The 13,089-nt window shown below is 68.4% G+C and carries 14 protein-coding genes; 5 read left to right on the forward strand and 9 right to left on the reverse strand.

Annotation, left to right across the window (positions count from 1 at the left end):
- Positions 1 to 14: 14 nt before the first annotated feature.
- Entirely contained in the window at positions 15 to 740 is a 726-nt protein-coding gene (locus ACOZ4N_RS14990) for a helix-turn-helix domain-containing protein (RefSeq protein WP_424017171.1), read from the reverse strand.
- Positions 741 to 822: 82 nt separating this feature from the next.
- Here ACOZ4N_RS14990 and ACOZ4N_RS14995 point away from each other — a divergent pair, with 82 nt between their 5' ends.
- The gene (locus ACOZ4N_RS14995; RefSeq protein WP_424017172.1) at positions 823 to 1,638 is read left to right on the forward strand and encodes an alpha/beta hydrolase; all 816 of its coding nucleotides are present in this window, start codon (positions 823 to 825) and stop codon (positions 1,636 to 1,638) included.
- A gap of 66 nt (positions 1,639 to 1,704) precedes the next feature.
- On the opposite strand, the gene ACOZ4N_RS15000 is transcribed toward ACOZ4N_RS14995, so the two are convergent.
- Together ACOZ4N_RS15000 and ACOZ4N_RS15005 are read right to left on the reverse strand one after the other, a co-directional pair.
- Entirely contained in the window at positions 1,705 to 2,082 is a 378-nt protein-coding gene (locus ACOZ4N_RS15000; RefSeq protein WP_424017173.1) for a hypothetical protein, read from the reverse strand.
- Positions 2,083 to 2,222: 140 nt separating this feature from the next.
- On the reverse strand, positions 2,223 to 3,635 hold the full coding sequence (locus ACOZ4N_RS15005; protein WP_424017174.1) for a DHHA1 domain-containing protein: 1,413 nt from the start codon (positions 3,633 to 3,635) through the stop codon (positions 2,223 to 2,225).
- Between the two features lie 145 nt (positions 3,636 to 3,780).
- Here ACOZ4N_RS15005 and ACOZ4N_RS15010 point away from each other — a divergent pair, with 145 nt between their 5' ends.
- Positions 3,781 to 5,193, forward strand: a complete 1,413-nt coding sequence (locus ACOZ4N_RS15010; protein WP_424017175.1) for a HEAT repeat domain-containing protein — start codon at positions 3,781 to 3,783, stop codon at positions 5,191 to 5,193.
- Between the two features lie 16 nt (positions 5,194 to 5,209).
- Here ACOZ4N_RS15010 and ACOZ4N_RS15015 read toward each other — a convergent pair whose 3' ends face one another.
- The 4 genes from ACOZ4N_RS15015 to ACOZ4N_RS15030 are packed head-to-tail and all read right to left on the reverse strand — an operon-like array spanning position 5,210 to position 8,488.
- The gene (locus ACOZ4N_RS15015) at positions 5,210 to 5,947 is read right to left on the reverse strand and encodes a uroporphyrinogen-III synthase (protein ID WP_424017176.1); all 738 of its coding nucleotides are present in this window, start codon (positions 5,945 to 5,947) and stop codon (positions 5,210 to 5,212) included.
- Positions 5,944 to 6,726, reverse strand: a complete 783-nt coding sequence (gene cobA, locus ACOZ4N_RS15020) for a uroporphyrinogen-III C-methyltransferase (RefSeq protein WP_424017177.1) — start codon at positions 6,724 to 6,726, stop codon at positions 5,944 to 5,946. Before cobA ends, ACOZ4N_RS15015 begins: the two co-directional genes overlap by 4 nt.
- Positions 6,727 to 6,751: 25 nt before the next feature.
- Positions 6,752 to 7,900, reverse strand: a complete 1,149-nt coding sequence (gene hemC, locus ACOZ4N_RS15025) for a hydroxymethylbilane synthase (RefSeq protein ID WP_424017178.1) — start codon at positions 7,898 to 7,900, stop codon at positions 6,752 to 6,754.
- Between the two features lie 45 nt (positions 7,901 to 7,945).
- On the reverse strand, positions 7,946 to 8,488 hold the full coding sequence (locus ACOZ4N_RS15030) for a CDP-2,3-bis-(O-geranylgeranyl)-sn-glycerol synthase (protein ID WP_424017179.1): 543 nt from the start codon (positions 8,486 to 8,488) through the stop codon (positions 7,946 to 7,948).
- An 85-nt stretch (positions 8,489 to 8,573) separates the two neighbouring features.
- Here ACOZ4N_RS15030 and ACOZ4N_RS15035 point away from each other — a divergent pair, with 85 nt between their 5' ends.
- From ACOZ4N_RS15035 to ACOZ4N_RS15045, 3 genes are all read left to right on the forward strand, one after another.
- The gene (locus ACOZ4N_RS15035; protein WP_424017180.1) at positions 8,574 to 9,404 is read left to right on the forward strand and encodes a proline dehydrogenase family protein; all 831 of its coding nucleotides are present in this window, start codon (positions 8,574 to 8,576) and stop codon (positions 9,402 to 9,404) included.
- 35 nt (positions 9,405 to 9,439) lie between these two features.
- On the forward strand, positions 9,440 to 10,090 hold the full coding sequence (locus tag ACOZ4N_RS15040; protein WP_424017181.1) for a DUF502 domain-containing protein: 651 nt from the start codon (positions 9,440 to 9,442) through the stop codon (positions 10,088 to 10,090).
- Positions 10,091 to 10,183: 93 nt separating this feature from the next.
- A complete protein-coding gene (locus tag ACOZ4N_RS15045; RefSeq protein ID WP_424017182.1) occupies positions 10,184 to 10,462 on the forward strand; it encodes a hypothetical protein in 279 nt (92 codons plus the stop codon).
- Here the strand turns inward: ACOZ4N_RS15045 and ACOZ4N_RS15050 are convergent.
- Positions 10,459 to 11,388, reverse strand: a complete 930-nt coding sequence (locus tag ACOZ4N_RS15050) for a branched-chain amino acid transaminase (RefSeq protein WP_424017183.1) — start codon at positions 11,386 to 11,388, stop codon at positions 10,459 to 10,461. The genes ACOZ4N_RS15045 and ACOZ4N_RS15050 overlap by 4 nt on opposite strands.
- A gap of 193 nt (positions 11,389 to 11,581) precedes the next feature.
- A complete protein-coding gene (locus ACOZ4N_RS15055; protein WP_424017184.1) occupies positions 11,582 to 12,865 on the reverse strand; it encodes a glycosyltransferase family 87 protein in 1,284 nt (427 codons plus the stop codon).
- Positions 12,866 to 13,089 lie beyond the last annotated feature (224 nt).

The raw sequence follows: 13,089 nt of genomic DNA on the forward strand, positions 1-13,089 counted from the left end.
AGGTCCCGCGGAACTCAGGCGTCCGGGCTCTCGATGGTCGCGTCGTCCAGCCGTTCGGGGACGGTCGCGGACACCAGCTGTTGCTCGATCCGGCGGAGGTGCTGGCCGACGACGCTCGCCGAACAGCCCAGTTCCGCGGCGATCTCCTCGTGGGTGGCCTCCCGTGGATTTCGGTAGTAGCCACACTCGACGGCGGCGACCAGCACCTCGCGCTGACGGTCGGTCAGCTCGCGGAACTGTCGTCGCGTGGTCGGCTCGTGCTGGTGGACGTGCTTGACGTGAACGTCCGCCAGCTCCCGGGTCTCGGCGATCCGGTTCCGGAGTGCCTCCTGGCTCCCCGTCTCGACGAGTTCGACGGTCGCCGGCTCGTGTTCGACGTAGTGGATCGGGAAGTCGACGGAGACGCCGAACGACTGGTGGACCGAGAGCAACTGCTCGAAGGTCTCGTCGGGGTGAAAGCGTAGCTGGGCTACCAGCGGCTCACCGCGCTGGGTGACCGTCGCGTCGACGACCTTCTCCGGGGCCGCGGCCAGACACTCCTCGAGCGCCGCCGCCGTGCCGTCGATCTCGTAGACGACCAGCACCGTCCCGTCCGCGAGAAACTCCAGGGATCGCACCGTCTCGAGGTAGACGCCGGCCTCCCACAGCGCCCGCTCCCCGCGGTCGAAGTACCCGCGCTCCGGCGTCATGGTGAAGGCGACTTCCCACATGGTGTCCCAGTCCGTCGGACCTGAAAACATCCATATTAGTCGATCCTTATAAAAATATGCTTATGACCGTAAGAATACATTCCCCGCGAACACAACATTGTTCGGCCGTCGCATGGCAGACCGTAACAGCACACGAGAGGCGAATCGAAGCGGACGCGAACTCGACAGACGATCCGTCCTCCGGGGTATCGGCACGACGGCCGCGGCCGGGGCGGGACTGACGGCGGTGTCCGGGTCGGCGTCGGCACAGGTGGGCGTCGAGATCGACGAGGTCGTCGACGTGAGCAGCTGGTTCGGCTTCGGCAACGACCTGCCCGTGGTCGACGAACTGTTCGTGTTCGTCCACGGCTGGTTCGGCGATACGACCGTCGAGAGTCAGGCCGAGGACGTGGCGACTTCGCTGGCCGGCGGCGGCTATTTCGCCGACGCGAACGTGGCCATCGAGTGGGACGCGACGAACTTCATCTACACCGACGCCGAGTCCGACACCGAGGACGTGGGTGCCGACGTGGCCGACCTGATCGCCGACTTCTACGACGCCGGCGGCGGGAACGTCCGACTGGTCGGCCACTCGCTGGGCGGCCGGGTCGTCTGCTGGACGGCCAACAAGATCGACGACGGCTACGACATCGAGACCATCGCGCCGCTGGGTGCCGCCGCGGACGGCTCGCAGGTGTGCCCAGGCGGCGAGTGGTACGACGGACTCGTCGACAACGCCGAGGAGGTGCGCAACTACTACTCACAGAACGACTCGACGGTCGGCGGAGCCTACGGCGGCTTCGGCGACACCGCGCTGGGCACCGAGGGCGCGAACTGCCCCGGCGCGAGCAACTACACCGACGTGGACGTGACCGCGAGCGTCGGCGGCCACCTGGAGTATCTGGGCGACGCCGCCGTGGGCGAGGACCTCGCGGACGCGATCCTGTGACCGGGTGACGCCCCGACTCGATCCCCCCGATCCCCCAACACCATTCCCCACTCCCTGTTCTCCCCGCTATTCCGCCGCTTGGACCGTCCCGATCACGTCGGTCACGGCCGCGTCCATCCCCCGCTCGACCGCGACGACGACACCTCTGCCATCGGCCAGCGGCACGATCACGTCGACGAGCGTCTCGTAGATCCGGACGGTCGCGGTCAGGCGTTCGTCGTGGCTCGTCTCGTAGGCACCCCGGGCGATGGTCTCCAGTAGCGCGTCCTTGAGGACGCTTCCGGAGGTGTTCTCGCCGTGGGACCGCTCGAACGCGGCGGCGGTGTAGACCGTCCGTGCCTGCTGGTCCGCGGCCTTGCTGTAGCGACCGACCGCCAGAATCGCCCCGCCAAATTCGGCACGAAGGGACTCGCTGGCGCGCTCGGCGACGGCGTCGATGTCCATACCCCCCTCTCGTCGGTGAATGAATACAGTGGGGGCTGTCTCGGCGACGAATACGTCGGTTCTCGTCCGAACCGACAGTCCACCGCCACCACCGCGATAAATCACAGACCGCTATATCGAATTCCGGGGCGGCCCGAACCCTACCCCAACTGTTCGCCGACGAGTTCGTCGGCCAGTTCGACGAACTCCTGCTCCCGGCCCGCGGGGACGGTCGCGCCGGCGGCCACGTCGTGCCCGCCGCCACCGCCGCCGACTTCCGCACTGGCCTCGCCCATCACCGCCGAGAGGTCCAGCCCCTGGGCCACGAGGCGGCCGGTACCTCGTGCCGAGACCTTGGTCTCCTCCTCGTTCTTCCGGGCGAAGGCGACGATGGGGCGGTCGCGGTCGACGCCGTCGACGCCGACGGCCATGCCCGCGACGATGCCCACGATGGTCTCGCGGATCTCCTCGCCCGCGTCGAACCACTGGAGGTTCTCCTCCTGGGTGACGCCCGTCTCCTTGACCCACTGGAGCCCCTCGGAGAGGTTCCGGCGGTGGTTCCGGAGGAGTTTGCGCGCCCGCTCTAACCCGTCGGCACGGTCGCCGAGACAGACCGCCAGGCCCACGTCGGCCCGTTCGTAGCGGGCGGTCGCGTTCAGCAGGGTGGAAAACTCGCTGGCGTCGCGCAACTCCGTTCCCTCGGGTTCGGCCAGCAGGGTGTAGGTCGTCCCGACGAGGCCGTCGACCTTGTCGGCGGGAACCCCCTTCTTGAGCGCCTGCTGGACGAGCGAACTGGCGACGGTCCGGCGCTCCTCGTGGTCGAGATCGACCCAGCGCCGCCACTCGCCGTCGCGTTTCAGGTCCAGCCCCAGCCCGTCGAGGAACCTGATCGCCCCGTTCTGATCGTTGGAGATTCCCGGAATCCGGATCTCGCTGGCGTATTCGAGTAGCTTGGGCAGCGGCCGGGTCTGTTTCCCGTAGAACGCGAGGTCGGTCCCTTCTTCGAGGACGCCCGCTTCGACGCCCTCGGCGACGATCTCCCGGTTGGCTCCCACCAGTTCGCCCCCGACTGCCTGCATGTCGCCGACGGCACCGACGACCGCCAGCCGGGCCAGGTCGCGGTTGTCCACGTCCTCGGGTTCGAGCGCCCGCGCGAGGACGTAGCTCGCGCCCGCACCGGAGAGTTCCGAGGCACCGTCCAGTCCCTCCAGCAGGGGGTTGAGGTGGTACTCGGTCTCCGCGTCGGCGGGCTGGTGGTGGTCGGCGATGACGGGCGTGAAATCGCCCGCGGCCTCGTGGTCGGCGATGGCGTCGAGCTGGCCGCTCCCGAAGTCGGTAAAGAGGACGGTCTCCTCCTCGCGGGCCGCGATGGTGGCGATCTCGTGGTCGTCGAGCTGTTTCTTGAACACGACCTCGAACTCGATCCCGGCCCGTTCCAGCGCCGTCGCGGCGATCCCCGCGCTCGTCAGTCCGTCGGCGTCGATGTGTGACGCGAGCACCACTCGCTCGGCGGTTTTCAGGTGGTTTGCACACGCCACGGCACGATCTTCGAGCGCTTGCACTGGGCCGGCCATCGCGCGTTTCTTATCGCGGTCTCCGGTTTAAACCTCCGGTCCGCGAGTCGTCGTGTCGACCACGGATCGGCCTGCTGTCGGGCGGTTTTACCCGATTTCCGGAAGACTTAGGCTCGTGTGGTGGGACCAGGTACCACGGATTGGCATGACGACCGACCTCCCGCTACGGGCGTTGAGCGAGGGCAGCGAGACCGAGCGGCGGCTCGCGGCCCGGACGATCAGGGAGGCGGCCGCCGAGCAACCGTTACGGTTGCAGGGGTCGCTCGCTCGACTGGTCGACGCGCTCGGCGACGAGCAGGAGTCGGTCCGCCGGGACGTAGCCAACGCGCTGTTCGAGGTCGGCGTCGCCGACCCGACAGCCGTCGCGCCCGTGGCCGACCCGCTGGTCGCGGCGCTTTCCGACGAGGTGACCGCCGTCCGGGCCTGCGTCGCGCGCCCACTGGCGGAACTGGCCGCCGAACGCCCGCGACGCGTTCGGTCTGCCGTCCCCGCGCTGATCGCACCGCTTTCCGACGTGAAAAGCGTCCGGAGCAACGTCGCCTGGGCCCTGTCCTCGCTGGCGCCGTACTATCCCGAACTGCTCGAACCCCACGCGGACGAACTCACCCGGGCGTTGCTCGACGACCACTACCCCGTGCAGGTGTCCGTCCTGCGGGCACTGGTACCGCTCGAACGCGCCTATCCCGGCCTGTGTGATGTAGTGTCGGACCGGCTCCACGAACTCGTCACCGCGGAGGTGGCCAGCGTCCGTCAGGCCGCCTGCCGGGTGGCCGCCGCTACCGACCAGTCCTGGGTCGACGAGGCGCTCCGGGAACGCGCCCGGGCGGACAGCCACCCACTGGTTCGGGAACGCGCGCGCGCCGCCAGAGCGGCCGCCGCGACCCACACCGACCCCGCCGTCCCCGAGTCCGTCTTCGAGAGCGCGACCCTGGGGACCTGGGCCGCCGTCCGAATCGAGACCGTGAACCCGGATTCGGGTGACGACGGCGCCGCGACCGACGCCCGGGCCGAGCGACACGACACGCCGTTTCTCGTCGGTACGACCACCAGCGTCGTCCGGGACTACGCCGCGACCGACGAGGCGGCGATGGCGTCCCACGGCGTCCGCCGCGAGGACTTCGAGACGCGCCAGGAGTGGTTCGCCGCCCCACGGTTCCCACCTTCGGGCGACCGCCTGGCCATCCACCTCCACAACCCCGCCGCCGACTACGGCGTCACCCTCCACCGGGCGAACGACGGCATCGAAGCGACCCTCGTCGACGGCGAGGACTGCCACGACTACCGTGCCGAGGACGTACTGGCGCTCGAACCCGACCGCGCCCGTCTGCTCGCCGCCACACCCGGCGACCGCCTCGCCTTCGAACTCGAAGGGGCGACCCACGACGTGCGGATCACGACCGCGGGCTACCGGAACGGCCGCTACCGGATCGCCGGCGAGAACGAACACCAGGGGTACCACATCACGTTCCGCCCCTTCGAGGCCGAACCGATGATGGCCGTCTTCGAGGAAGGCCGCGCCTTCCGGGCGCGAAACGTCTCACTGACGGTCGAGGAGTGAATTTCTCTCGAAGGAATTAATCCTGCCCGACAGCCGCGACCGCGTCGCGGGCCAGTTCCTCGAACTCGGCCTGATCGGGAACCACGTCGACCGAGAGCCCGTGTGCGCGGGCCGTCTCGGCGGTCGGCTCGCCGATGACGGCGACCACCGCCTCGGCCAACCCTGCGACCGCCTCGTCCCGGACCCCCCGGTCGTCGGCCGCCGCCAGGAAGTGTTCGACGGTCAGCGAGGAGGTGAAGACTGCGGCATCCAGCTCGCCGGCGGCCGCCAGCTCCGCGGACTCGCCGGCCCCGTCGGGCCGGGTGAGCCGGTACAGCACCGTCTCGTGGACGTACGCGCCGGCGTCGTTCACCCCGTCGAGTAACACCGAACTCCCGTGGTCGCTCCGGGCGACCTCGATCCGAGCGCCGTCGCAAGTTCCTTCGAGGGCATCGACCAGCCCGGACGAGGAGAACTCCTCGGGCACCAGATCGACGGTGTACCCCGCCGATTCGAGCGCGGCCGCGGTGGGGTCGCCGATGGCACAGACCGTCGTCTCGCCGGGGGTCCAGCCCGCGTCGGCGATCAACTCCGCGCCGGTCTTGCTGGTGAAGACGGCGTAGTCGGCGTCGCCGCGAGGGCTCGCGCCGGTCGGGGCGACTTCGAGCATCGGATCCGGGACCGGATCGGCACCCAGTTCCTCCAGCAACGCCACTGCCTCCGTGATGCGCTCGTCGTCGGGCCGGAAGACGGCGACGCGGGGGCGGTCGGTCACGACTCCTCGGCCCCGTTCCGGAGGAACTTGACGACGCGCTGGCGCTCGCGGGCCACGTCGCCGATCACGGTGACGGCTGGCGGTTCGATCCCGGCGTCGTCGCGGGCCTCGACGATGGTGTCGAGCGTCCCCGTGGCGACCTGCTGGTCGGGCCAGGTCCCGCGTTCGACGAGCGCGACGGGCGTGGTCGGGTCCATGCCGGCCTCACGGAGTTCGCGCGTGTACTCGGGGAGCTTGCCGACGCCCATCAGGACGACGATGGTGCCGCCGGTGGCGGCCAGCGCGTCCCAGTCGACCGCCGAGTCCTCCTTCGTCGGGTCCTCGTGACCGGTGACGAACGACACCGAGGAGGCGTAGTCGCGGTGGGTGACCGGAATCCCCGCGACGCCCGGCCCGGCGATGGCGGAGGTCACGCCGGGGACGACCTCGAAGGGGACGCCGTGTTCGGCCAGATACACCATCTCCTCGCCGCCGCGGCCGAAGACGAACGAGTCGCCGCCTTTCAGCCGGACGACCGTCTTCCCGTCGTGGGCGAGTTCCGCCAGCCGTTCGTTCGTGTACTGCTGAGAGGTGCGTTCGCCGCGGGCGCGCTTGCCCACGTCCTCGCGGATCTCCTCGGGGATCATTCCGATGATGTCCGGGCCGGGGAGTTTGTCGTGGAGGACCACGTCGGCCTCGTCCAGCAGGCGTTTCGCTTTGACCGTCAGGAGGTCGGGATCGCCGGGACCGCTCCCGACGAGGTAGACCTTTCCCGGTGCGATGTCGGCGTCGGTTGTCATGATGAGCGGCCTTTCGTGCCCCCGATTAAGAGTCCTCCCGTTTCCGCTCGTCGGGGTCCTCGCGTTTGGCCCGCTCGATCAGGTCGGCGGCCCCCTGCTCGCGGAGGTCGTCGGCCAGGTCGCCGGCGGCCCGTGCGTGACGTTCGACGGGGAGATCGCGTGACGCGGCCACTTCCTCGGTCCCGTCCTGGCTGAGGACGCGGACGACCGTGTGGACGACCGCTCCCTGCACCGTGGCGTGGACGCCGATGGGCGCGACACAGCCCCCGCCCAGCTCGTCCAATACTATCCGCTCGACGCTCGTCGCCACCCGCGTCGGGGGGTGATCGAGGCGGTCGTGGATCTGGGTCCCCACGTCGTCGTCCAGTGCCGTCACCGCAAGCGCGCCCTGTCCGGGTGCGGGGACGAACGTGTCCGTCGGCAGACGCTCGAACTCGACGGCGTGGAGCAGGCCCATCCGGTCCAGCCCCGCCTCGGCGAGGACGATGGCGTCGTACTCGGTCTCCACGTCGCGCTCGGTCGCGCGGCGCTCGATCTCGTGGAGCCCGTCGAACCACTCATCGATCTCGGCCAGCACGGCGTCCGAGAGGTTCTCGGGGTCGAGGTCGTCGGCGTCCACGTCCTCGTCCTCGTCGTCGCTTTGCTCCCCGACAGCTCTTTCCAGCCGCCGTTCGTGCTCCCGCTGGAGCGAGGGGGCGAGCAACTTCTCGACGCGCGTATCGACGTTGCCCCGCAGCGGTTCGATCTCCAGGTCCGGCCGCTCGGCCCGAAGCTCGGCCGCCCGCCGGAGGCTGGCGGTGCCGACGGTCGCGCCCTCGGGGAGGTCGTCGAGTGAGGTACCGTCGGGCGTCAGGAGCACGTCGCCGGCCGGGCCGCGTTCGGGGACGCCCGCGACGATCAGTTCCGGGGGGCTCTCGGTGGGCACGTCCTTCATCGAGTGGACGGCGGCGTCGACCTCGCCGTCGAGTACCTGCTGGTCGAGACTGCGGACGAAGGCCCCGGTCTTGCCGAGGCGGTGGATGAGTTCGTCCTGTATCTGGTCGCCGGTGGTCTCGACCTCGACGAGTTCGACCGACTGCCGCCGGCTCGCCAGTGCCTCCGTCACCGTGGCGGCCTGCCTGAGTGCGAGGTCGGACCCCCGGGTCGCCAGCCGGAGCGTCCTGTCTGTGGTCATACCCGCCCCTCGTCGGCCTGGCGTGAAAAGTACATCAGTTCCGCCCTACCACGGCTCGCTTTTCAGCGAGAGCATGTAGGCCACGAGGTTCGTCCCGACGTGCAGGACGGGCGTGATGACCAGCACGACCGCGAGCACCGGGAGCGTGAACGTCGCGACGAACCACTCCGGCGCGAGCAGGACCGTGAGTCCCAGCGACCCGACCACGAAGTCCAGCTGGTCGAGCCCGGGAAAGGCCGCCCCGCGTTCCCGGCCCGTCCGGCGCTTCAGGAACGAGGCCGCGATGTCGCCCAGCAACGCGCCCGCCGGGAGTGTGATCGCGGCGACGAGTGTGAACTCCGGCAGTCCCGCGACCGCATCCGTAATCGCCGGGCGGATCGCGTTCAGTCCGAGCGCCAGCGCCGCGCCGGCCGCGATCCCGCCGGCGGTCCCCAGCCAGGTCTTCCCGTCGCCGAGCAGTCGTCGCCCGTTCCAGGTCCGACCGCCGTCTATCGGTGGCCCCCCACCCACCAGCACCGCGGCGTTGTTGGGCACGTACGCGGGCAACATGGCCCAGAACGCCACCGCGAGTACGCCGACGATGTCCATTCGTGGGGCATGCTGGGTCAGCGCCGTCCTTAAGGGTCCCGAACTGAGCGACAGACTCAGTATCGCGGAGGCAATATTTGCCAGTATGATCCCGCCGATAGCGAGTCGGTTCGTCGCCGGCCAGACGGAGGCCACGGCCCTGGAACGGGCGCGGCGACTCGACGAGCGGGGCATCGGGACGATCTGCAATCACCTGGGCGAACACTACGACGAGCGCGGGCCAGCAGACGCCGACACCGAGACGTACTGTCGGCTCCTCGACGACATCGCCGGCACGGACCTCCGGGCCTGCATCTCGGTCAAGCCCTCCCAGATCGGCCTGGACGTGAGCGAGGCGGTCTTCCGGGAGAACCTCTCGCGCATCGTCGACCACGCCGACGCGGCGGGCGTGTTCGTCTGGCTCGACATGGAGGATCACACGACGACCGACGCGACCCTCGACGCCTTCGAGGCCGAGGCCCGCGCCCACGACGGCGGGGTCGGGGTCTGTCTCCAGGCGAACCTCCGGCGGACCCCGGCGGACCTCTCGCGGCTGGCCGACTGTCCCGGGAAAATCCGGCTGGTCAAGGGGGCGTACGACCCGCCGAAAGAGGTGGCGCTCCCGGGCGAGCAGGTCGACGACGCCTACCGGGACCTGCTGGCGCAGGCCTTCGCCGAGCGCGAGGGCGGCATCGCGGTCGGGAGTCACGACCCGGCGATGATCGCCACCGCCGACCGGCTCCACGAGGAGTACGGAACGCCGTTCGAGATACAGATGCTGATGGGCGTGCGCGAACCGGCCCAGGAACGGCTGGCCGCCGAGCACGAGGTCTGGCAATACGTCCCCTACGGCGAGAAGTGGCTGTCGTATTTCTACCGGCGCGTCGCCGAACGTCGGGAGAATCTCACCTTCGCCTTGCGGGCAATCGTCAACTAGTAAAGGGAGGCACAAGAACCTCCTCGTACCGCATTATGGCCTCCTGGAAGCGGGACATCGCGAGCGGACTCATCGTCTTGCTGCCCGTCATCGTCACCCTGTACGTCATCGCGTACCTCTACGGAATCATCGCGAGTTCGACGGCCGTCTTCGGCATCAATCTCGCCGTGCTGACGGAACTGGGAGTGCCACGGCAGGCACTGGGGCTGGTCCGCGTGCTGACGACGCTGATCGTCTTTTTCCTGCTGGTCTTGTCGGTGGGCTATCTCAGCCGGACGGCCTTCGGCGACATCTTCGAGGACATTCTCGACAACCTGATGAACCGCCTGCCCGGCCTCCGGGTGGTCTACAACGCCTCGAAGATGGCCGTCGAAACCGCCGTCTCGGGCACCGACGACCTCCAGAAACCGGTGAAGATCGAGACCTGGAACGGCCTGCGGATGACCGCGTTCAAGACCGGCAAGACGACCGACGACGGCCGCGACGTACTCTTTCTCCCGACTGCGCCCAACATCACGACCGGGTTCGTCATCGAAGTCGAACCCGAGGAGTACGAGGAGATGGACGAACGCGTCGAGGACGCCCTGACGCGTATCCTGAGCGCCGGCTTCGGGGAGTCCCGCGACGACAGCGTCGCGATCAGCGTCACCGACGAACTGTCCAGCGACGGGGACGCCGACGACTAAGCCGACCTTACTCCCACAGCGGCCGGGCTTACTCGCCGTGGCTCGCCCAACGCAGTGGGTAACTAAACCCGTCCTCACACAACCCTCGCGGGCATGGCAACGAGCACTCCGGAACGGGAAGTCACCGACGTGGCACAGGAGACCGGGACCGACCCGTGGGTCATCGCCGCCGGCGCGTCGGTGATCCTGTCGTGGTACGAGTTCTTCCTCCGTGACAACAAGGAGATGGGGCTGTTCGTCGGGCTGTGGCCGCCGACGTTCCTGGCGTTCGCGAGTTACTTCGAGCAGCGACGGATGGGGAGCCTGCTGGACCGGGTAACCGGACGCAGCGGCGTCATCGACTCCGTCGAGCGGATGATCCAGAACCGCTAGACGTAGTCGAACCACTCGGCGTACTCGTCGGTCCGGCGCTCGATGACCTCGAAGAACTTCGACTGCAGTTCGTCGGTGACCGGCCCCTTCGTGCCGGCACCGATCTCCGTGTCGTCGACGCTCCGGATCGGCGTGACCTCCGCCGCCGTCCCCGTGAAGAACAACTCGTCGGCGGTGTACAGCTCGCCCCGCGAGATCGTCGCGTCGTCGTGGACGGTGTAGCCCAGGTCCTCGGCGATGGTGATGATCGACTGGCGCGTGATGCCGTCGAGGATCGACTCTGCCAGACCGGTCGTGTAGATCTCGCCGTCCCGGACGAGGAAGATGTTCTCGCCCGGTCCCTCGGCGACGTTGCCCTCGCCGTTGAGGACGATGGCCTCGGTGTACCCGTTGCCCGTCGCCTCCAGGTTCGCGAGGACGCTGTTGACGTACGGCCCGGTCGTCTTGGCGTTGGTCGGGATCTGATCGGACCCGTACTTGCGCCACGAGGAGATCGACACGTCGACGCCCTCCTCCAGCGCCTCCTCGCCGAGATACGCGCCCCACGGCCAGACCGCGATGGCGACCTCGACGGGGCAGTTCGACGGGTTCAGGCCGAGTTCCTCGTACCCGTAGAACGCGACCGGCCGGATGTAACAGGACTCCAGGTCCTGCCGGCGGATCAACTCCTTGGTCGCCTCGGTCAACTCCTCCCGGCTGAACGGAATGTCGATGTCGTACGGTTTCCCCGACTGGTAGAACCGTTCGAGGTGGTCCTCCCAGCGGAAGATCGCCGGGCCGTTCTCCGTGTCGTAACACCGGACCCCCTCGAAGATCCCGGTGCCGTAGTGGAGTCCGTGTGTGAGAACGTGCACCTGTGCGTCCTCCCAGTCGACGAACTCACCGTCCTGCCAGATCGTGTCGACGTCCATCTCGTCGAATCCCATTGGTATCTGGTTGGCCCAATCCGCTCTTAACAGTTTTCGTGCCGTGCCGACGACTCACGTGGCGACCGAGGGACGCCAACCGCCGCCGAGACCTCGCGTCCGGAGCCCGAGCGCTACTTCGCTCTCCCCGGTCGACCCCGTCGACGACGGGCGATAAATCACTATTCGCGATATAGAAACGGGTCGGGCCCACTCAGTCCTCCCGCGGCGACCAGCGTTCGCCGCTCGCTCTCTCCGTGGCCTCGCCGCTGTGTCGGTGTCGGCCGTGCAATCGCCAGATTCCCGCCAGGAGCAGACACAGCGTCCCCCACAGAACGGGCGTCCCGAGCGTATAGATCGCCCGTGCGCCGGCCAGGACGGTGGCCCTGGCCGGGTCCGGCAGTCCGGCGAATTCGAGTAGCTGTACCACGTCGTCGAGTTTCAGCGTGAGCGTCAGGAGGGCCGTCCCGGCCGCGAAGACGGTCGATTCCGGCCGGTCGAGCAGATACAACAGCGGAATCAGTGGATAGAACAGGAGCAGGAAGTACATGCTGTACGACGGCACGACCAACAGCACGGCACTCAGCGTCGCGAGCAACGCGACCATCCGATCTACCGGGCCGCGGCTCCGGGTGTACGTGTAGTAGAGGACGGGGGTAACGAGGAGTACCGCGCCGACGGTCAGTTCGAGTGCCGTCGCCCGGGGAGCGACGACCGACAGTGGCCGACGGAGCGAGACGTAGACGCTCGACGGCGGCAACCCGCCGGCGAACACGTCGGGTGCCGAGCGCGGGAGCAGTTCGCTCGTGACGTAGTTCCGGGTTCGCGCCGGTCCGAACAGAACTGCACCGGCGACGAGACAGCCGACGCCCGTCGTGACGGCCGCCGCCACCGCTCGCCACGCACGTCGCCAGAGGAGCCAGATGCCCACCGCCGCCGGGAACACCTTCGGGAGCGCCGCCAGCGCGAGCGCCACACCGGCACGGCTCTGCTTCCCGTCGTCGAGCCAGACGAGCCCGAGCCCCATCGCGACCGCAATGTAGTGGTTCACGTTCCCGAAAAACAACGACGGCGCGCCGATTGGACTGGCCGCGACGAAGCCGACGATCAGGCCACGGTCGAGACGAGACAGGTCGGGCCCGTATCGCTCGATCCGGCGGATCGAGACCCACCCGAGAACGCCGCCGAGACACAGAGCCACGGCAGTGTGGAGGACGAATCCGAGCGCTGGCGGCAGGCCCAGGAACAGCGAGAACCACAGCAACAGGAGTGGGGGATAGCGGTACGTGAGCCCCGGCACTCCGATGGGCGAACTGCCGTAGACTGGCTCCCCGTTCCAGAGATCCGCGGCGGCCGCCCGGTAGATCTCGAAGTCCAGTGCGAGCCCGTCCGGCGTCACTGCCGTCCGATAGCACAGGTAGCCGAACCCGAGGAGGATCCCTACCCCGAGGACACACCGGGCGAGCCATCGGGGTCCCCCGGGACGCTCTCGTGGCACTGTCCCGGACTGGACCACTGGCTAGTAAGTGTCTTGTGGTTTTGACAAAGAATCGACCTGTCGCTGGAGCGTGAGGAGCGATCTCGGGATGGGCCGGTCGCAGTTCCGCACGAAGACACCGCACCCAACCGCCCGTCTTCAGGCCGTGCTGTGCGCCCCGTCGCCATTTCTATATCGCGGTATTTGGTTTATCGCGTGGAATCGACGACCAGCCTACGCCGAGT

This window comes from Halorientalis pallida, assembly GCF_049605515.1.
GTDB classification, from domain to species: Archaea; Halobacteriota; Halobacteria; order Halobacteriales; family Haloarculaceae; genus Halorientalis; species Halorientalis pallida_A.